The sequence below is a fragment of the Flavobacterium sp. Sd200 genome (genome assembly GCF_009826935.1).
Classification (GTDB): Bacteria; Bacteroidota; Bacteroidia; order Flavobacteriales; family Flavobacteriaceae; genus Flavobacterium.
This window is the reverse complement of sequence record NZ_WUMN01000004.1, coordinates 405,599-426,063: the sequence shown is the minus strand read 5'-3', so window position 1 is coordinate 426,063 and position 20,465 is coordinate 405,599. Positions and strand designations below refer to the sequence as shown.

Annotated in this window: 16 protein-coding genes; 1 reads left to right on the top strand and 15 read right to left on the bottom strand. The window is 39.7% G+C overall.

Features of this window, described 5'->3' with window-relative positions:
- Complete coding sequence (locus GR160_RS13740; protein ID WP_160750441.1) at positions 1-1,383, bottom strand: TolC family protein; 1,383 nt, start codon at positions 1,381-1,383, stop codon at positions 1-3.
- Between the two features lie 149 nt (positions 1,384-1,532).
- Here GR160_RS13740 and GR160_RS13735 point away from each other — a divergent pair, with 149 nt between their 5' ends.
- Positions 1,533-2,927 (top strand): DUF4403 family protein, encoded by a 1,395-nt coding sequence (locus GR160_RS13735; protein WP_160750440.1) that lies wholly within the window; start codon positions 1,533-1,535, stop codon positions 2,925-2,927.
- 101 nt (positions 2,928-3,028) lie between these two features.
- Here the strand turns inward: GR160_RS13735 and GR160_RS13730 are convergent, their stop codons facing one another.
- The 14 genes from GR160_RS13730 to GR160_RS13665 all read right to left on the bottom strand — a co-directional run bounded on the left by GR160_RS13730 (position 3,029) and on the right by GR160_RS13665 (position 20,433).
- Positions 3,029-3,283 (bottom strand): hypothetical protein, encoded by a 255-nt coding sequence (locus tag GR160_RS13730; protein WP_160750439.1) that lies wholly within the window; start codon positions 3,281-3,283, stop codon positions 3,029-3,031.
- A complete protein-coding gene (locus GR160_RS13725; RefSeq protein WP_160750438.1) occupies positions 3,283-3,834 on the bottom strand; it encodes a DUF420 domain-containing protein in 552 nt (183 codons plus the stop codon). Before GR160_RS13725 ends, GR160_RS13730 begins: the two co-directional genes overlap by 1 nt.
- On the bottom strand, positions 3,834-4,457 hold the full coding sequence (locus GR160_RS13720; RefSeq protein WP_160750437.1) for an SCO family protein: 624 nt from the start codon (positions 4,455-4,457) through the stop codon (positions 3,834-3,836). The genes GR160_RS13725 and GR160_RS13720 overlap by 1 nt, the downstream gene beginning before the upstream one ends.
- A 4-nt stretch (positions 4,458-4,461) precedes the next feature.
- On the bottom strand, positions 4,462-5,130 hold the full coding sequence (locus tag GR160_RS13715; protein ID WP_160750436.1) for a hypothetical protein: 669 nt from the start codon (positions 5,128-5,130) through the stop codon (positions 4,462-4,464).
- 78 nt (positions 5,131-5,208) lie between these two features.
- Entirely contained in the window at positions 5,209-5,565 is a 357-nt protein-coding gene (locus GR160_RS13710) for a cytochrome C oxidase subunit IV family protein (RefSeq protein ID WP_160750435.1), read from the bottom strand.
- A gap of 20 nt (positions 5,566-5,585) precedes the next feature.
- Positions 5,586-6,569, bottom strand: coding sequence for a cytochrome c oxidase subunit 3 (locus tag GR160_RS13705; protein ID WP_160750434.1), 984 nt, complete (start codon positions 6,567-6,569; stop codon positions 5,586-5,588).
- A 45-nt stretch (positions 6,570-6,614) separates the two neighbouring features.
- On the bottom strand, positions 6,615-7,202 hold the full coding sequence (locus tag GR160_RS13700; protein ID WP_160750433.1) for a cytochrome c oxidase subunit 3: 588 nt from the start codon (positions 7,200-7,202) through the stop codon (positions 6,615-6,617).
- 6 nt (positions 7,203-7,208) lie between these two features.
- The gene (gene cyoE, locus GR160_RS13695) at positions 7,209-8,111 is read right to left on the bottom strand and encodes a heme o synthase (RefSeq protein ID WP_202390792.1); all 903 of its coding nucleotides are present in this window, start codon (positions 8,109-8,111) and stop codon (positions 7,209-7,211) included.
- Between the two features lie 263 nt (positions 8,112-8,374).
- Entirely contained in the window at positions 8,375-9,118 is a 744-nt protein-coding gene (gene deoC, locus GR160_RS13690) for a deoxyribose-phosphate aldolase (RefSeq protein WP_160750431.1), read from the bottom strand.
- A 45-nt stretch (positions 9,119-9,163) separates the two neighbouring features.
- Positions 9,164-9,466 (bottom strand): VanZ family protein, encoded by a 303-nt coding sequence (locus GR160_RS13685; protein WP_160750430.1) that lies wholly within the window; start codon positions 9,464-9,466, stop codon positions 9,164-9,166.
- A gap of 61 nt (positions 9,467-9,527) precedes the next feature.
- On the bottom strand, positions 9,528-9,908 hold the full coding sequence (gene gcvH / locus GR160_RS13680; protein WP_160750429.1) for a glycine cleavage system protein GcvH: 381 nt from the start codon (positions 9,906-9,908) through the stop codon (positions 9,528-9,530).
- 66 nt (positions 9,909-9,974) lie between these two features.
- The gene (gene sprA, locus GR160_RS13675; RefSeq protein WP_160750428.1) at positions 9,975-17,366 is read right to left on the bottom strand and encodes a cell surface protein SprA; all 7,392 of its coding nucleotides are present in this window, start codon (positions 17,364-17,366) and stop codon (positions 9,975-9,977) included.
- A 4-nt stretch (positions 17,367-17,370) separates the two neighbouring features.
- Positions 17,371-17,952, bottom strand: a complete 582-nt coding sequence (gene ruvA / locus GR160_RS13670; protein ID WP_160750427.1) for a Holliday junction branch migration protein RuvA — start codon at positions 17,950-17,952, stop codon at positions 17,371-17,373.
- 192 nt (positions 17,953-18,144) lie between these two features.
- Positions 18,145-20,433, bottom strand: coding sequence for an NADP-dependent malic enzyme (locus GR160_RS13665; RefSeq protein WP_160750426.1), 2,289 nt, complete (start codon positions 20,431-20,433; stop codon positions 18,145-18,147).
- Positions 20,434-20,465 lie beyond the last annotated feature (32 nt).

Sequence of the window (20,465 nt, the reverse complement as noted above, 5' to 3'; positions counted from 1 at the left end):
TTAGTTTTGATAAAGAGGGATGCCAAAGTAAAACTCCAGTATTTTTACCCTGAATATATAATCGTATTTTGTTCGTAAAACTTCTGATTGTGCATTAACCGAAAGAGTTTGCGCCTGGTTAAGGTCGAAAACATTTATAAGTCCTACCTCATATCTTTCTTTTGCATAGTTTAATGCTTCTGCCCTTGCCGTTTGTGCTGCTACCGCTGCTTCATAAGAACGCAGTGCGCCCTGGGCATCGGTAAAAGCTGTGTACACATTTCGCTCAAGGTCTACCTTTTGCTGTTCATAGGTTAGTTTAGCCTTTTCGAGTGCCACCTTATTGCGCTGCACATTGTTTCGAACACTCAAGCCGTTTAGTATAGGAATGTTTAACTGAAATCCGAAAGCATGACCTTTATTATCTACAAACTGGTTCCAAAAAGACGGTTGGTTTGTTAAAACCGGAACCGGAGTACCTCCATCTTCGGGTGTTACATAAGTTACATTATCCGCATAACTAATACGGGTGTTAATACTGTAAAAGCCCCTTAGTGTTGGCTGGTAAGCACCGCGGGCTATTTTTATATCCTGCTGGGCCATATCTAAATTTGCAAGAGCAAGTTTAATCTCTGTACGTATATCTTTAGCCTTATCAAAAATAGCCTGTGGTGTTTGCAGCAACACTTCACTTTGGTCACTGTCATATTCTTCATCGGCAATATCAAAAGCTGCAAAGTCTTCAAGCTGCAATAATTGGGCTAGGCTTAACCTTGAAAGTAGCAACTGATTTTCGGCAGCAATAACCTTTTGCCTGTCAGATGCCACAGTGGCCTCAATATCCAAAAGATCACCTCGCGGAATCTGTCCTCCCTCTACCAATTCAGACGATCTTTTTCCCTGCTCTTCATCTATAGCTAATTGCTGTTGCTGAACTTTCAAATTTTCTTTATTAAAAAGAATTTCTAAAAAAGCATTGGCTACATTTAGCGCAGTATCGTCTTTCATTTTCTGCACCTGATACTGTCCTGCAATTATTGCCATTTTGGCACGCCTGTAGTTCATTTGGTTTTGCAGTCCTTTATAAATATCAAACTGAGCACTTGCACCTGCATTACTATATTGTATAGTTTGCTGTTGCAAAAGGTTGGTTAGCGGATTAATATTTAAACCCACATTCCAGGTATGGCTTCCGGTAACATTTGCCGATGGAAGAAAAGCTCCTAATGCATCCTTTTTTGCAACAGCTGTGGTTTGCAGGTCAAGTTCGGCCTGCCTCACCGAAATGTTGTGTTGAAGGGCATAATCCACACATTCCTGCAAAGTCCATTTTTTTTGCTGTGCTGTAGCTGTAAATACAACTGCAACAAACAATATCAGAGTTTTATAGCGTGTTTTTATCATTAGCAATTGGTTTGCACAGTGGCGCAAAGCAAATTTATTAAATATTGTTTTTATATGTACAGTATTATCTTTTTATTAGACTGTTTATAGTTGATTTTGTTACAAATTAAATTATAATTTTGCGGCGCTATTTTTATAAGATAATATATATGAAATCCCTACTATTCCCTATTATTTTTGCAGCAGGTATGCTTGTATCCGGCTGCTCTACAACAAAAAAAATCGAAGCCTTAAAACCTTTACCCAGCAATACTAACGATGTGGTGTATCAGCAAACCACCTCTTTTATAAGCCTTCCTGTTACCATTGCCATAAGCGATGTGGAAAATCAGATAAACAAATACCTGAGCGGCCTTATTTATGAGGATAAAAGCATGGAAGGCGACGACATAACCATGAAGGTATGGAAAACAGCACCAATAAAATTTACTGAGCAAAAAGGCAAACTGCAAACTATAGTACCAATTAAGGTTACCGCAAACGTGCGCTACGGAACATCGGCTATGGGCATAAACCTATATGACACCCGTGAGTTTAACCTCGATGCAAACATTACCTTTACCAGCAAAGTAGGTCTTAGCAACTGGAAGATGACTACCGAAACAGCTATAACATCTTTAGAATGGAACGAAAGTCCATCGGTTACCATAGCGGGTAAAAAAATGCCTATTACCTACCTTATCAATCCGGCACTTAAAATGTTTAAGTCTAAGATCGAAACAGAGATAGACAAAGCCATAAGCCAGTCGGTTAACTTTAAACCACAGGTTTTGGATGCCCTTGAAAAAGTGAGTACACCGTTCCTTACAAGCGAGCAGTTCCAGACATGGTTTAAACTTACCCCACAGGAACTGTATGTTACCGATGCCATACTGTCTAAAAAGAACATAACCATGGCTATGGGGCTTAAATGCACTATGGAAACTACCGTTGGCCAACAACCAAAAGCCAACTTTAAAAAAGAGAACGTAGCACTCAAAGCCGTAGCTACCATGCCCGATAAAGTAACTGCTACTGTTGCTGCCGTTTCTACTTATGAAAGTACCAGTAAAATTATAACCAAAAACTTTGCAGGACAGGAATTTGGCGACGGCAAGAAAAAAGTGATGGTTCAAAAAGTAGACTTATGGAGCAAAGATTCTAAAATGATCGTTGCTTTAGAACTTACGGGAAGTATTAATGGCACTATATACCTTTCAGGCTATCCTAACTACAACGCAGTTACTAAAGAAATTTATTTTGACCAGATGGATTATGTGTTGGACACTAAAAGTGCTCTCATGCGCACCGCCAATTGGCTTGCAAGTGGCATTATACTGAAAAAAATACAGGAAAACTGCCGTTACTCTATCAAACAAAACCTTGAAGACGGTAAAAAAAGCATGCAGCCCTATTTAAACAACTACTCGCCAATGGCAGGTATTTTTGTAAACGGAACACTTGACGACTTTGTTTTTGACAAAGTAGAACTTACCAACAATGCTATTATTGCCTTTATAAAAGGAAGCGGCAAAATTGACCTTAAAGTTGACGGAATGAAGTAGAGATGTTGCACCGCAACGTCTAAAGACAATAATCCTCTAATAATTCTGAATGATAGACGTTGCGGTGCAACGTCTCTACGAACCTAAAAGAGGCAGCAGTATTAATTACCTGCTGCCTCTTTTTCTTTTTTAGCCTGTCTTGCTTTTTTCATTTGCCTGTACACCGCAAACCCCACAAGAGCTACAAGCAGGTACGGAAATATCATTAGATATACAATACCATCGTTAACACCCTCGGGTTTAATAGGAGCATCGCTGGTTTCTAAAGCAGCACGGCACATAGCGCACTGTGCATTGCCTGCCACCGTGAACAAGACGAAAAACAAAATGCTGTATAGTATTCTTTTTAATTGCATTAGTGCTGGTAATAAGGAGAGATCATTAAATACACAATAACGCCCGTCACTGCAACATACATCCATAATGGATAAGTAATCCTGGCCAGCTTTCTATGACGTGCATAACTGCCGCTTATACCCCTCACATAAGTAAACAACACAAAAGGTATTATTATTACTGATAAGGAAATATGTGTTATGAGTATAAAGAAATATATTGGTCTGATGATTCCTTCACCCCCAAAAGGTGTAGAGTCTGACGTCATGTGATAAGCCACATACATTACTAAAAATGACACCGAGCAGCCAATGGCAAACTTTACAAGCTTTTCATGCAATGCACGATTACCCTTCTTTATTGCCGATACTGCCAAAAAAAGCAATATGGCAGTCAACCCATTTATAGCAGCATAAATTGGAGGTAAAAAAGACAACGGCTTAACATCATAGCCCAACTTGCGCAGGTTGACACCAAAAAGAGCTGCCACAGCAAGAGGTATTATTACAGAAACCGCAATAATCCAGCCCCTGTATTTTTGTTCGATATTTTTTTGTTCTATAGTTTCCATTATTCTTCAAGTAGTTTTTTAATATCTTCTTTAATAGCCGTTACCCCCGGCTCTTCGAGTCCGTCATAATACAAAATAGGGTTACCGAAAGTATCTTTACGGCAACGGATGTTACCTTCTTTATCTATAAGCGCAAACATACCTGAATGTTCAAAACCGCCGGCTACTTCCTTATTCACCCCGGCATAGAGCTTAAAATCTTTTGCAAGATTATATATATAATCACGGTCGCCCGTAAGCATGTGCCAATTATAATTTTTAACACCAAGTTCTTTAGCGTGCTCTTTTAAAACCTGAGGCGTATCATTTTCCGGATTAATAGTGATAGAAGCTATACCAAACTTAGGGTTGCCATAATACTCCTGTTGCAGTTTAAGCATGTTTTGGTTCATCTTTGGGCAAATGGTTGGGCAGGTCGTAAAAAAGAACTCCAGCACATATACCTTGCCTTTATAATCTTCGTTAGAGATTTTTTTTCCATCCTGGTTTGTTAGCACAAACTGTGGAGCGGGTCCTATTTCTACAAGGTCAGACTTTTGAAATTTGGCAACGATTTTTGGTACCGCCCAAATTCCGAATATCAATACAATAAAAGATATTCCTATATACGATTTGTTTTTCATGAAATTAAATTTCCCTTTTTGCGCCTTTTAAAGTATCATTCTTCCTAAGGGCAAGGCGGTACTCCCTCAGCACGATCTTAACATCGTCGGTCATTTCATTATGGAGCTCAGCAGCAGAAAAAGTATTGTATCCATCTCTGTATTCACTGTCCATTTTGTTCTTGGTCTCTCCTTTTCTGCCACGAACATTCAGCGATTTATCTACAATAAACACATTAAATGTACCCAGATCATCTCCCAATTGTTCTTTAACCTTTAACGAAGCATAAAACCTTTTTATAGCTTCAGGAGAAGTAAATACAAATTTCCAGTTACTGATATCGCCCATGCTCTTCAGGCTCAACTCTACCTGTTTTACACTCTCCTGAGTACCATCCGGCATCAACATCACAATTTGAAAATCCTTAAATGCTCTGTATTTCCCGTTTATTTTTTGATCAAGGTTAAAAATACTTTCTTTACGCTTCACAACATCGTTACCCAAAAATCCAAGAATTGTAATTTTGTCTTTTAGCTGTACAACGCTATCCGTAAAAGTTTTACCCTGCGGCAACTCGCTCACATTTTTGGTTATTACAGGCAAAAACAACGAGTTGTGCTTTGCCATAGAAAAGTAAATGTACAGTACAAGCGGCAAGGCAAGAAGGCCAAGAAGAACGATTTTTTTCTTCATAAAAGAAATGCAATTAATATGCTGCAAAATTAAAAAAGGCGGTTGATATAACCGCCTTTTTTAGTAATTAATGTGCTATTAAAAAATCCACTTGTAATGTGATGTATTAAACACATCAAATATATAATTACCTTCAATAAGTAAGATGAACACTAAATAGATAATTAAGAATACCAACGGGGCTACAATAGACCACCTGAAACTGCTTTTTTCGCCTTCAAGGTGCATGAATGCCCACATAATATAGTATGCCTTTACAATTGTAAGAACAATGAAAATCCAGTTAAGTAAATTTAACCTAAACAAGCTGTTCATTACAAGAGCATCCGGCTTGATAATACCAAATATAACTTCTACTGTTGTTATTACAGAAAGGATTGCAAAAACTGTCCATATCCTTTTTAAGTTTGACCCGTGATGAGCTTCGTGTGCCATAATTCTTTAAATTTTAATAATTAAACAAGGTAGAAGAATGTAAATACAAATACCCAAACTAAGTCTACAAAGTGCCAGTAAAGACCAACTTTTTCAACCATTTCGTAGCTTCTTCTCTTCTCGTAAGTACCGTAAATTACGTTAAGGAAAATAAGGATGTTAAGTATAACTCCCGAGAATACGTGGAAGCCGTGGAAACCTGTAATAAAGAAGAAGAAATCGGCAAAAAGCTTGTGACCATATTCGTTATGCTCAAGGTTTGCACCTTTAACAAACAATGCACCGCCTTTTATAGCTTCAAGAGACTGCTCTCTTGTAAGGATTTCTTTCTTTTTAGTATCAGGATTAATTTTTTCTGTACGTATAACAACATTAGAATGCGCTTTAAGACCTGCTTCAACTTCTGCAACTGTAAATTCAGGCAGGGCAGCAGCCTCTTCAAACCAAATACCATTACTACGTGTTTTGTCTACTCTTTCAGATGGCAACTTAGCAGCAAATTCCTCCACAGCAATTCTTTTCCCAGTCGTAGCATCTACAAACTGCAACAAAGAACCACCTTTAGTTTCTACAGCACCAAACTCGCCACCAATAAAGTTTTTCCACTCCCATGCCTGAGAACCAAGGAATATAAAACCACCTACAATAGTAAGCAGCATATATATTGCAACTTTAGTTTTTTGTAACTGATGACCTGCATCCACAGCAAGAACCATGGTAACAGATGAGAAGATAAGGATAAATGTCATTAATGCCACATAATACATTGGTGCATCTACACCATGCATAAACGGAAAGTGCGTAAACACTTCATCCGCAATTGGCCATGTGCCAATGAATTTAAACCTTGAAAATCCATAAGCGGCAAGAAATCCTGAGAAAGTAAGAGCATCGGAAACGATGAAGAACCACATCATCATTTTGCCATAGCTCGCTCCCATAGGCTCATTTCCGCCGTCCCATGTTTTGCCAGTAGTGGCTGTAGTAGTAACTGTAGCTGCCATAAAACGTTAGTATGTTAAAAGTTTTCAAATTTACATTTTTTTCTATTAATAGAAATAGAAAAATAAAAACAAATATACCCACAAAACATCAAGAAAGTGCCAAAACATTGCACCTAACTCTATACCAAGGGTTTGTACAGGAGTGTATTTTTGTTTAAAATGATTATAAATTACTGTTAAAAGCACGATCATACCTGCAACAAGGTGCGCAAGGTGCGCAACCGTTACCGTATACACAAAGGTAGAAGTAATATTACTCTCAGAACCCGTAAAAAAATAGCCTGCGCTAATTATTTGGCTAAACCCATAAAACTGCAAATAAACAAACGCAGCACCTAACACCAATGTAGCCAAAAGCAAACCTGACGCCGCAGGGCGGTTATTACTTTTTATTGCCTTTATTGCAAGGTGAAATGTAGCACTGCTTATAATTATTACAACCGTACTTATACTGAATGCTTGCGGAAGCACAAAGTCTTTAACCCAATCCGGACGCGAAGTACTAACCACATAAGCACTGGTTAAACCCGCAAACATCATAAACATACTTATCATGGCAAACCATAACAGCATTTTTTTAGACCTTGCATTCCTTTCGTAGTGCTCGTCAAGCGTCATTTTTATCTTCTCCATTTTATATTATCTGATAAATTTATCTATTACATATATTACCTGCAGCAGCGAAATATAAGACACGCTAACAAGCATTAGCTTTCTTGCAGTTACGGCATCCATTTTTTTATACAGTTTTACTGCATTGGCAAGCATCCATAATCCTAATAAAAACACAATTACTGCTGCAACATAGCTGAGCTTAAGACTGCCCGTAAAACCCGTAACCGGAAGCAACGACGCAGGTATTAGCCAACATGTGTATAAAATAATCTGTAATGCAGTTTTTTTGTCGCGTTTACCTGTTGGCAACATAAAGAAACCACCTTTCTTATAATCATCAAACAAAAACCAGCCAATAGCCCAAAAATGAGGGAACTGCCAAAAAAACTGTATTAAAAACAGGGTTCCTGCCTCAATATCAAAATCGTTGGTAGCCGCTACCCAGCCCAGCATAAAAGGTATAGCACCCGGAAAAGCCCCCACAAACACCGCTAATGGTGTTATAGTTTTAAGCGGTGTATAAATACTTGTGTATAAAAAAATAGAAATTGCCCCAAACATTGCAGTAATAGGGTTAATACTATAAAGTATAGCAATACCCGCAACCGTTAAGACCGCACCTAATATAAATGCATTTCGCACTGATATTTTACCCGATGGCACCGGGCGGTTCTTAGTCCTGTCCATTAAGGCATCAAGGTCTTTTTCAATGATCTGGTTAAACACGTTTGATGCGCCAACCATGCAGTAGCCACCAATTGTAAGAAGAATAAGTGTAGACCAGCTAAAAGGATATTCATCTGAAAAGCCAAGCAGATAGCCGGCCACAGATGAAAACACTACACTAATTGCGAGCCTTGCCTTTGTAATTGCAGTAAAATCGGCAAGGAGCGAGCGAAAAGTAACGTCGTTTTTTGAAGCGTTCAAAATAATTTTCATTGGTTTTTCAAAAACTGGTGCAAAGATAGCCAAAAAACTAACCCCAAAAACAACAAAAAGGTTTTAAAACCCCGATAAAAAAATATTTTACAACTTTTTATACCCTACACGCAACCTTTTAATAAATCATGCATCTACACTATATAACAGCCTTGCAGTGCTATAGGAGGTTGCTATGAAAAAGAAAAAAGGTTACAATTAATTGCTATGAAAGAGAGAAGCCTTCCTGAACCAGGAAGGTTTTTCTGTTTTTAATATCCTCCTTCAGCAATTTTACCATCTGCAATAGCTTTGGCAGATGATGTACCTATACGTTTCACACCAAGCTGAATCATCTGAACGGCTTCGTCATAATTACGCACCCCACCCGCTGCTTTAACGGGCAAAGGAGCAGACGCCTCTAACATCAACTTTATACCCTCAACAGTAGCTCCATTAGGTTTTCCGTCTTGAGTTTTATAAAAACCTGTAGACGATTTAACGAAAACCTTTTGCCAGTATTGTTCTTCAAAATTCTGAATGATCACTTCCCTGATAAGACTGCTCAGTGCAATCATTTCTTTGTTAGTAAGAGCTGCAATTTCAATGATCCACTTTACGGTTTTACCATTTTTCAATCCTAACTGAGAACATTGCAATACCTGATCTTTGACTAATGCCTCCTCCCCTGCTTTAAAAGCCGTATAGTTTACCACAAAATCAAGATCATCTGCACCATCTGCAATAGCCTGTTGTGCTTCTTCCAGTTTTTTGGCAAGGCTTTCGGTTCCTTCAGGAAAATCTATAACTGTCCCCACCAAAACTTCCGACTGTGCAGCCACGATCATTTCTTTAGCAAATGCGACACGGTCAGGTCTTATCATTACTAACTTAAAATTTTGTGTTATAGCTTCGGCAATAACCGTTCGGGCAACTTCTAAATTTTCAGGTTGCGATAAACCTGCCTGCTCAGCAGTTTTTAAATAGGTAGAATCTAAATATTGCTTTATATCCATAGTGTTCTAAAAAAGCGATCCCGAACCAAATGGTTCGGGATCAGATTATTTTTTTTGCCTATTTATAAGCCAAAACAGTAAAATAGCTATTGCACTGCCCGATGTGTTTGCAACTACATCTTTTAAATCGGCACTGCGATCATTGGTAAAAAGGCCTTGGCAAATTTCCATTAAAATACCATAGAGCACTGCCCCTGTAAAAACATAAAGCAGTTGTTTATTTAAGCTTAATGCTCTTTTATATTTAATGTAACCAAACCAAAAGAACGTAAATACAAAATAAAATGTGGCATGCACATATTTATCTACATTTTCTCCTTTTACCGGAACAGATTCAAACCTGTTCATACTTACCAGGCAACAAACGGCAATAAATATTGTCCAAACTATTGCTGCTGCCAGATAAAAATTACGCACCTATAAGCTCTTTATATTGTTCGCTGTCTAAAAGTTCGCTCACTTCATCAGGGTTGGCAATTTTAACTTTTACCATCCATCCGGCTCCATAAGGGTCAGAGTTTACTTTTTCCGGAGTAGTTTCAAGTTCTTCGTTAAACTCAAATATCTCGCCCGATAGCGGAAGGAAAAGATCTGACACTGTTTTTACAGCCTCAACCGTACCAAAAACCTCGTCTTTACCAAGTTCCTGATCAAGGGTTTCAACCTCTACATATACAATATCTCCCAATTCTTTTTGTGCAAAATCTGTAATACCTACAGTTGCAACGTCGCCTTCGATTTTAACCCACTCGTGGTCTTTGGTGTATTTTAATTCAGCCGGAATGTTCATGTGTTGTTGTTTTGTTTTACGGCAAATGTATGTTTTATAAAAATAATTTTAAAATCTTTTTTAGCATTAATTACCAAAATTATATCTAAGGGTAAAGCCCGCACGAATGTTGGTAATAGGATATGCAGTAGAAATTACAGCTTTGGAGAACGAATGGTCGTAATAGAAAATGGCTGTAAGGTTTTTACTAAAGGCATAATCAGCCGTTAGTTTAACCGTCCATATATTCTGACCGCCGCCAAGCTGGTTATTATCATAATCCAGATAACGTACTATCGTTTCGTTTTTACGTAAAGTAAAATCTGCCTTGATGTTGATATCACTCTTAATGGTGTTGGTAGGGTTATCTGCAAGAGAAGAGTTAATAATAACATCTTTAATACGGTAGCCAAGTCCAACAATATACTCATTGCCCTTAACCTCTGTAAGCAGGTTGTTATCAAAACTCATGTTAAGGGTACGGTCTTTCCTAACCTCTGCTAAAACCTTAAATGAGTTTTTCATGGTCATATCTACTCTAATAAGCGGATTGAACTGCTCGGCAAGGTTGATATTCGATATTATATTTTTAGTATAGAAGTTACCCACACCATTGTTATCACGCCCGTTATTTTCAGAATTATTAAATTCAAAATTAGAACGGTAGGCATTAATGTTATAAGAAGCCCTGTAGCCATGATGTATCGAGAAGCTCTTGAACTTTTCTTTAAAGAAAGTATATCGCATCAACCCGGTATATTTAACTACCCAGTTAGGCAACGGAACATCACGGAAAATACCTGTAGAAACCTTACCTGCATCCTGCCCGGTATAAGCTGCAAGGAAAGCAGGAAGTAATACCGACTGGCTGTTCTTACCAAAGCCTTCAGGATAACCGGCATTAGCTGTTGCAAAATCTGCGGAATTTCCTGTAGATATATATCTTGGTATAGCATCTGCACTGCCATAATATTGTTCTGCAAGCCTGTTGGCTATTATCATCCTGTTCTCCCTCATCTGATCGAATGCAGCAGAGCCATTTACATCGCTCTTGCTGAATGCCGTTCTAATAAGTATTGTAGATACCTGGAAGTTACCATAGTTGTAAGGTGACCTCGGATTATATAACCCATCAGTTACATCATATTGTTCTGAGTAGTTGTCCGTAGAAGTTTTATCAGCTGTAAGCTCTATTTTAAAATCAGGGAACAAATCTACCGATGCCGCTAACTTCAGGTCTTTGGTATTTACCTGAGTATAGTTTTGGTTGAAATCCTGATATCCGGTAAGATATCCGGCACGCGCAGCATCATAACGCACGTCGGCCTGGCTACCCCACACAAAACCAAGACTTGGCTTAGTAGTTCCTAAAAAACCTATCCCCGGAAGGAATCCCGGTAGTTGTGTACCGTTTGTTTCTGTATAGTTTATATTGATGTTCTTAACACTGGTTACAATACCCAACAAACCGTTTACGAACACATTACCCGATTGCTCCTGTTTAGGTGCAGCCGTAATTTTTTCACCAGGTTTAGGCGGCGCTTTTGGCGCAGCATTTTTAGCAGGTGCTTTTTTCTTAGGTCCAAGTCCTATGTACTTATAGAACATATCCATGGTAAGCGAAGCATTCAGTTTATGCGAGTTGGCATTCTGTATAGTATTACCTAAAGCAATACCATCAGAAGTAAATGCCAATGCATCTGTAGATCGCTGCCAGTTATAGTTACCTGTATAGCTGTAGGTAGATTTTATAAAACTAAGCGCAGGTATTTTGTTAATTGGCAGATCGTAATTTATTACAAACTGCTGGGTGTGGCTGTTAGCTGTACCAGTATCCCAAAAACCTTCAAAAACAGTATATTCCTGTATAGGAGCACCGTCCTCATCTAAATAATTCCTTACAATGTTGCTCGTAGCAACAGAGTAGTTAAACTTAAGCGACTTTGTAATATTATAGTTAAAGCCATACTGATAGTTAAAGAAATAATTTCTTCTGTACAGCGGGCTTATAGCTATACCATCTACATCTACATTTCGATATTGTTGCCTGTTGTATTGCCTGATAATATTGGAACTGAACGATATGTTAGACGGCAGGTAGTTAAAGTTGAAATCGCTTAGCATTTTCCAATACTGGCTTTTTTTCATAAACGCAGTATTCTTAAACGGCTCAACCGGCTTGTTCTGGAAAGCATAGCTATAATCGGCCGTTGCCCTAACCTGCTGGTCAAGCAAATCTTCTATCTCATAATCATGGTGCTGGGTTTGGTTAAACGAATAACCAAGCGTAAGGTTTTCAGGATCATAAACATGTTGTTTTTGCTCCTGGCTTCTTTCTTTCTTAACACCTATAAAGTTAATGCTCTTGGTTTTAGTATAATCAATAGCACGGTTCTTAATATTTTCTTTTTCAGCCTCATCCTGGGTAATATCCAACAGCTGATCCAACTTAACATCCTGATAGAACGGATCGTACTCAGGAGTAATAATCTGTTCTCCCACGCTGTAGTTAAACGGAATGGTCATTCCCCATTTCTTAGGCAACAATTTACCTGCATTAATGTTGGTAACAAGATTATACTGCTTGGTGTCTTCCCTGCTCCTCTCATTAGGACTTTGCTCAATGGTACCAAAACCTATGGTGCTTATATTACCTGTAGCCGATAGGGTTAAAAGATCGGCAAAGTTGGTGTCCATACTTGCCACAGCCGCCATACCGCCTTTATTATCCATATCCGAAAGGCGCAGCTCATTAAACCATACCTCTCCCCTCATGTGTTTGCGGTTGGTTAACGGGTTTTTAATACCCACCATTAGCGTACGCACAAAACCAAAGTTAGGGTTACCTTTAATACCAATAATAAGCTCGGCATTGGCACCACTCAACGACGGATCAAGTTCGCCGGCAGTTTTGTAATATACACCGTTGGCATCAGGGGTTCCGGCAGTGTTTTGCAACACCATTATTTTTAGTTTGGTAAGCAGGTCTAACGATACGTTTATCTCATTCTCTTCGGGCCATATCGATTCTTCCCTTGTACTGTTAAACTCTGTCCTGACCAACGGTCTTTCTATCTGGTAGAAGTTATCGGTAAAATCATTACCAAAACGAAGGAAACCTACAATTTCTTTCATCCCGGCCTGAAGGATATCATCCGGTAAACCTGACGCCAATGGAAGAGCCTCAGCATGCAGGAACATCCTGAGCTTTTTGTACTGGCGCATATCAACATTTACGTTTTTAAATACCGCACGCGAATCGCCCGGTTCAAGACCGGCATCTGCTGCCGTAGATCCGTTTGTTGCATATACCCTTAACGATAATGCCTGTTCATTTTGGTTGATAACCGCATTGTTGCTGTATAACTGCTCACGCACTACGCCAGGTGGCGATTTATAAGGTATAGGCCTTCTGTCTCCGTTTTCCTGAACGTTCAACGATACTACATCAAAGCCCGTATAATCGCTTTCTTCATCGTTAGGATCCTCGTCTACACCAATATCCATTGAGTTTGTGTATCTCCTCCACTCGCTCCTTACAAGGTCCATAGCTCCAATTCGCAACGTTACCTGTTTCCTGAAGCCAGTCATTACAAGCCTCATAAAACGTATCGACCTAACATCGCTAATGCCGTTTACAGCATTACGTGTTGCAGCATCTATTGGCACTTTATATAAAAGCCATCTTCCGGTTACCCTACCTCCATCACTCGTATTGCGGTCAAAAGGCCTTTCGTCTACAACATACCCTGTACCTGGGGTTGCATTAGGCTCTACAGGAATGGTGTACCTAAAATAGGCATCTATGGTATTCATTGTGTTGTCCTTATTGATGTCTTCCACATCTGGCAAGGTAGTAGATCCCCTGTTTGTGGCACCAACATCTACAGGAGAGTTGCCCTGTGTGCCGTTATAATTTTTATAGCGCTCTACAACATTACCGCTTGCCGATAAAAAGAACTGGTAATTATCTGCAGCAGGGTCTTCGTAGCCTCTAAAATCAGGAAACTCCTGTGCCTCTTCGGCATCATTAAGACCGTCAAGCCCCACATCCTGAAGTCCACGGTTGGCACTGTTGGTATCAAAAGCATATATAAGCGATTGCGAAACCGGAACTTTACCCCAATCGGTATCAACAGTAATAGCATTTCCATCAGTTCCCGGAAGACCGTTCTCATATTGCTTCCTGTTGTCTTTTAAAATATCTTCCGAAAGTTCACCTAAGTGTATCTCGAATGTTCCTGTATTGTCTGTAGTAGTAATGGGGTCTGGGCTGGCTCCATAAGCATAAGGATCCATCATCCAAAACTGGATATACTCTACGTTGGTTTGTTCAAAATTAGTAGAGGTAATGCTTCGCATAATACCCGCCCAGTTATTAACCGCCTGATCTTCGGTAAAGCCGTTAGTAGCTGCAGCAATTGGGTTATAATTGTAAGGTCCCCTTTCCTGTGGAAAATAACTCAGGTCTAACGTTGTTACCACATTGGTAGAGCCCGGCACTACATCGGTTACAGGATAAAGTTCTTCATAATATATACGCCTGTTTACGTTGCTGGATACATCCCTGTCGCTAATTCCGGTTGGCCTTTGGCTGTTAGTATAAAACACAGGGTCGATACTATACCAGGCAAGCTTGGCTCTTTTATGCCCTGTAGAAATATCGGCAGCCGGCTCAATAAACACAGGAGGGTTAGACCCCGGCGTAACCTCCCATGGCACACTCGATAACGACCAGCCTGATGCCGCACGTACATCTATAGTGGTTTGTGTTCCTTCAAAGTCATCTACATAGGTAGTAGCCTCCCCATTAAACTGGTCGGCTTTAGAGGCTCCCGGTTTTAGATAAGCGATCTCTCCCCTGAACGAAAAGTTTGATGGCACATCAGTATCCATTGTAGGGAGCTTGTTTACGAGGCGTGTAAAAAATGGCACCTCTGTACTAAAGGTTGTATTGAAACCATAAATAGTATTGTTTACAGATTCCTGACCGTAGTTCGTTTTACTCGTAAAAGGTCTCTCAGACATTTTAAGAATGGTACCCCCGATAAGGAATTTATCACTGAATTTATGTTCTACGTTTACACCATAAAAACGTCTTGTCTGCTGGCCAAAAGTTGCGTTGTTCTCTGTAGAAACTTCAATAGGTGTATTAGAAGCCTGTAATGATGTATCAAGTATCTGTACTGTTCCTGCCTGATAGTTTACCGTATAATCCTGACCTTCAACAAGGGTTCGGCCTCCGGCAGTTACCACTACAGAACCCTGAGGCACATTAAATGCCCCAAGCGATATACCGTTTGCCCCGGTAGATTTATAACGACCTTTTAGCTGGAACTTATTTTTTTGACTTTGCTGCAATGCCGATGCCTGTGTACTCTTATACATATCGCGATACACATACTTTTGCTGGTTTGGATTAAAAGTATTTTCGGGTGCGCTATGATAGTCCGTATTGCCTGATGTATTGGTTCCCAGTTTGTCATAAAGGTATTCTCCAAAGGGCTCAACGGTTGTAAATATAATTCGCCCGTTTTGAGTATCTACGGTCATTCCCGGCACAAAGTCAAAGAAACCGTCACCACCCACCTGTGGGTCGTTGGCATAGGTAAGCCTATCTACATTGAACACCCTTAATAATGGGGTATCTGCCACTTCAGCCTGACCATTTTCTCCATTTGGCAATGGTAATGGTATATTACCGCTTTGGTCTTTAAAAGGTGTAATATAGTTTAATGGAGAAGGGTCTGTGTACATGATGTTAAACCTGAAGTCCTCCTGAGAAAGCTGATAGGCATTAGGTATCTGGTACACGTTTTTCATCATCAAATCCCATACCGGCTCATTTACCTTAACCAAGTTACCCTTAAGCATCTTTAATATAAGGCTTTGGGTAGAAATATTATTTGTTGTAGAAACACCGGTCGTCGGATCTGTAGTAATGTCTACATTGGTAGCCGCTACACCATCGGTACCAAACTCACCTACCTGGAAAACCTGATCTCCTACCGTATATTGGTAAGCAACTGCAAGAACTTCGTCGTTATTTAGTTTTTGATTAAGCGATATGTAACCTAACTGAGTGTTGTAGGTATATTCGCTTGTAGTAAGTTTACGTGCATTTTCAAGCTTGGCATAATCTGTACCCTCGCTCGCACTAACTGTATTAAAGCTGTTCCTGTCTGTAGTTACAATTTCCCTTATACTTGAATTCAGGTAACCACCGCTATTAATAGCAGCAGGATCTAATTTATTGTTTGCATTATCCGGGTAACTGTTTGGAGGTACATTATAAAATGTCGCTCCGGCATCGTTAAACCCTACTGCCTGGTCACTTATATCTATACCGGTATCATTACCTGTTTGCGGGTTCCTTTTAGTAAGCTGTGATTCACCTAAATCCTGAAGCGCTAAAATATTCCTTGAGTTATTCTCTGTAGCATTAATACGGTTTTGCTTATTGGTAACCCAAACCTCTATACGTGTAATTTGCACACGGCTGTCTATCAATGGATAGCTCCTTAGAGCCGCATCATATCGGTTACGGAAATATTGCGAAAGGAAATAATGCCTGTCGGCGTCATAGTCTAAAGCAAATAGTTCAAAATCCTGAACGGTACCACCTCCCTGGGCTGTAACTGTTTTGGTTTGCGATTTTTGTTCAGAATAAATACCTGTAACGGTAGTGCGCCCAAACTGAAATTGTCCTTTAACACCAAAAAGGCTTTGCGCTCCCCTAACCAACGAGTTAGAAAGCGGAAAGCTTACGTTACCTACCTCTATCTTCTGGATAATATCATCCTCTGTAGGGGTATATTCTAATTTTATAAGATTTTGAAATGCAAAAGTACTTTCGGTATCATAATTTGCGGTTACGCCCAATCGTGTACCTACTTTGCCCTGAAGGCTCATGCTTATGCGCTGGTCAAAATCGAAGGTAAAAGTTTTTCGGTTGCGGGGCGAAAGCGAAGGGTTATCCTGTTTAGTGTAACGCACTCCAAGATCCATCTCTACCGAACCTTGTGGCTTAACATCAATTGTATTTCCTCCAAAAATGGTTTCAAAAAAACTGGAGTTTACATAATAGCGGGGCAACAGGTCTTTTTGCTCTTTCTCTGTTCCTTTGCCATCAATGGCTTTAGATTTTTGTTGATAATACTCGCGTATAGACTCCCGTAAAACAAGTTCCTGGTATTCATCGGGCGTAAGTATTATGGGGTAATTAATATTAAACCCTTCAAACTTATTGGTATATATATAGCGGTTTGTAACCGGATCATAAGAATAAGCCCCTACAATGCTTGTTGGGTTCTTAAGCTCTACCTTACCGGAATTATAACCTTTTATAGTATCCTGTGCTGCTTCATTATCTTCTTCTTCGTCTACCTGAGCCTGCGCAAGTACACTTAAAAAAAGAAAAATTACAGAAAGGGTATATTTTAATTTTATATAAAAATCTTTAAAGTACTCTGTTTTCAAGTGACTATAAATGTTTTAATGCTTGTTTAATAATTGCTTCCACACCCGCTTGCGGGTTTTCTTTAACAATTTTTTCTACAGCCTTTTCAGCTAACTTTTTGTTAAAGCCCAAAACCTCTAAGGCAGATAACGCTTCATCTTTATTTGTATTGTAGCCTGTAACAGAAAGTTCTTCCATATCATACAGTTTTAACACTTTATCCTTAAGGTCCAGGATAATGCGTTGTGCTGTTTTACTGCCAATACCTTTAATAGATTGTATTACTCCTACATTACCGCTGCCTATAGAATTGATAACCTCTTTCGGTTCTAACGACGACAACATAGTTCGTGCGGTTCCTGCCCCTACTCCAGATACTGAAATTAGTAACTTAAAAAGCTCTCTTTCTGCTTTTTCCATAAAACCAAAAAGAGTATGGGCATCTTCTTTTATCTGTAAATATGTGTATAATCTTATTTTTTCAGAGTCCGGCAGCAACGAAAAGGTATGCAGCGAAATATTAACGTGGTATCCCACACCGTGGCAGTCTATTACCACTTCGGTAGGTGTTTTTTCTACCAGTCGTCCCTCAAGGTGTGCTATCATATCTGTTTTTTAAGCGTTTCCAAAAATAGGAAATTTATTTTACCCGTGCGTTTTTTGTTATGAGGCAAAAAATTAAGTCACGAATTTCACTGATTTAAGGGATTTCATTTTGCGTAAATCTATCCAAAATATAATGAATCTACATTCCGGATTATTTGTGAAAATTTGTGCAATTCGCGACTAAATCTTTATTTATTTTTTCGGCATTTTAAGGCGTTTTTCCTTTTCCTGAGCGTCTACAACTGCCACAGCAGCCATGTTTACCATTTCTTCTACACTGGCATTAAACTGTACTATATGCACAGGTTTCTCCATCCCCATAAGTATAGGCCCAATAGAAACAACTTTATCTAACTCCTTTAGCAATTTATACGTAATGTTTGCCGAATCAAGGTTAGGAAAAATTAGCGTATTTACTTTTTTGCCTGCCAGTTTAGAGAACGGGAATTTAGATTCATGCAGTTCGACATTAAGGGCAAAGTCGGCCTGCACCTCACCATCTACAATAAGGTCAGGATGATTTTTGTGAAGATAGGCCACTGCCTCACGAACTTTTACAGCCCCGGGATCAGTAGATGAGCCAAAGTTTGAGAACGACACCATGGCAATTACCGGCTCTATACCAAAAAGCCTTGCCGTACTTGCCGTTAGCAATGCAATTTTTGCAAGATCATCAGCTGTCGGGTTAGGGTTTATAGCAGTATCCGAAAGGAACATAGGACCGCGTTTGGTAAGCATCATATTGGTAGTAGCAATACGGCTCACATTTGGCATCCTGTCAATAAGCTGCAAAATTGGCTTAACCGACAATGGGTAATTACGAGAATACCCTGTAATCATGGCATCGGCATCTCCGGTATTTACCATCATTGCCGCATAATAATTTCGTTGGCGCATTAACTTTTGAGCATCAAGCAAATTAATACCACGCCTTTTTTTAGACTGCCAAAATGCTTGGGCATAATCTTCCAGCCTGTCGTTACCAGCTTCTTTAGGGTCTACTATTTGTACATTTTCGTCAAAACCAAGCTCTTCCTTAAGTTCTTCAATAGTTTCGCGAGCCCCTAAAAGTATCGGCTCGCCTATGCCCTCTTCCATTACAATTTGTGCTGCTTTAAGCACATCAAGCTGGTCTGCCTCAGCAAACACTATGCGTTTAGGCGCACTCTTGGCACGGTTTGTTAGCAGGCGCACCATTTTATTATCGTTACCCAAACGGTCTAACAACTCTTCGCTGTACTTGTCCCAGTCGGTAATTGGTTTTTGAGCCACACCGCTTTCCATAGCAGCACGTGCCACGGCAGGAGCTACAACAGCAATAAGCCTTGGGTCAAAAGGTTTTGGTATAATGTAATCGCGGCCAAATATAAGCTTTGTCTCCCCATAGGCAATGTTTACCTGTTCCGGCACACTTGCCTTGGCTAACTCAGCAAGGGCATGCACGGCAGCCATTTTCATAGCCTCATTAATCTTTGTGGCACGAACATCTAAAGCACCACGAAAAATATAAGGAAAACCAAGAACGTTATTAACCTGGTTAGGATGATCGCTACGGCCCGTTGCCATAATAACATCTTTGCGTGTAGAAACAGCAAGGTCATAATTAATTTCCGGAACCGGATTAGCCATAGCAAACACTATAGGGTCGTGCGCCATGGTAAGCAGCATTTCCGGCGTTAGCACATTGCCTACCGAAAGTCCAAGGAACATATCGGCACCGTTAACGGCTTCGGCAAGTGATTTTGGTTCGCCGTCCTTGGCATACTTTGCATGTAACGGGAAAAGGTTTGGCCTGCTCTTTACGATCATGCCATCTATATCGAACATAGTAATGTTCTCTACTTTTACGCCAAGCAAAAGGTATAAAGCAGCACAGCTTAACGCCGCCGAACCTGCACCCGATACTACAATTTTAAGGTCTTCCAGTTTTTTACCTGCAAGCTCGGCTGCATTTATTAATGCCGCAGATGATATTATTGCCGTACCATGCTGGTCGTCGTGCATTACCGGTATGTTCAGTTCTTCAACCAAACGCCTTTCTATTTCAAAAGACTCCGGTGCTTTTATATCTTCAAGGTTAATACCTCCAAAAGTTGGGGCTATTGCCTTTACAGTTTCTACAAATTTGTCAATATCTTTAGAGTCTACCTCTATGTCAAAAACATCAATATCGGCAAATATTTTAAACAAAAGACCCTTACCTTCCATCACAGGCTTAGAGGCTTCAGGGCCAATATCGCCCAGTCCAAGAACGGCAGTACCGTTACTGATTACTGCTACAAGATTACCTTTTGCAGTATATTTATATACTTTGCTTACATCTTTATGTATTTCTATACACGGCTCTGCCACACCTGGCGAGTAAGCTAACGTTAAATCTCTTTGAGTTGCATACGGCTTTGTGGGTACTACCGCTATTTTGCCGGGCTGCGGCTTTGCATGATACAATAATGCTTCCCTTCTTTTGCTGTACTGGTTCATTATTATGGGTTTGATTAACTAACTTACAAAGG

Coding starts and splice junctions, on each gene's coding strand:
- GR160_RS13740 (WP_160750441.1), bottom strand. CDS start 1,383: ATGATAAAAACACGCTATAAAACTCTGATATTGTTTGTTGCAGTTGTA.
- GR160_RS13735 (WP_160750440.1), top strand. CDS start 1,533: ATGAAATCCCTACTATTCCCTATTATTTTTGCAGCAGGTATGCTTGTA.
- GR160_RS13730 (WP_160750439.1), bottom strand. CDS start 3,283: ATGCAATTAAAAAGAATACTATACAGCATTTTGTTTTTCGTCTTGTTC.
- GR160_RS13725 (WP_160750438.1), bottom strand. CDS start 3,834: ATGGAAACTATAGAACAAAAAAATATCGAACAAAAATACAGGGGCTGG.
- GR160_RS13720 (WP_160750437.1), bottom strand. CDS start 4,457: ATGAAAAACAAATCGTATATAGGAATATCTTTTATTGTATTGATATTC.
- GR160_RS13715 (WP_160750436.1), bottom strand. CDS start 5,130: ATGAAGAAAAAAATCGTTCTTCTTGGCCTTCTTGCCTTGCCGCTTGTA.
- GR160_RS13710 (WP_160750435.1), bottom strand. CDS start 5,565: ATGGCACACGAAGCTCATCACGGGTCAAACTTAAAAAGGATATGGACA.
- GR160_RS13705 (WP_160750434.1), bottom strand. CDS start 6,569: ATGGCAGCTACAGTTACTACTACAGCCACTACTGGCAAAACATGGGAC.
- GR160_RS13700 (WP_160750433.1), bottom strand. CDS start 7,202: ATGGAGAAGATAAAAATGACGCTTGACGAGCACTACGAAAGGAATGCA.
- deoC (WP_160750431.1), bottom strand. CDS start 9,118: ATGGATATAAAGCAATATTTAGATTCTACCTATTTAAAAACTGCTGAG.
- GR160_RS13685 (WP_160750430.1), bottom strand. CDS start 9,466: ATGAACAGGTTTGAATCTGTTCCGGTAAAAGGAGAAAATGTAGATAAA.
- gcvH (WP_160750429.1), bottom strand. CDS start 9,908: ATGAACATTCCGGCTGAATTAAAATACACCAAAGACCACGAGTGGGTT.
- ruvA (WP_160750427.1), bottom strand. CDS start 17,952: ATGATAGCACACCTTGAGGGACGACTGGTAGAAAAAACACCTACCGAA.
- GR160_RS13665 (WP_160750426.1), bottom strand. CDS start 20,433: ATGAACCAGTACAGCAAAAGAAGGGAAGCATTATTGTATCATGCAAAG.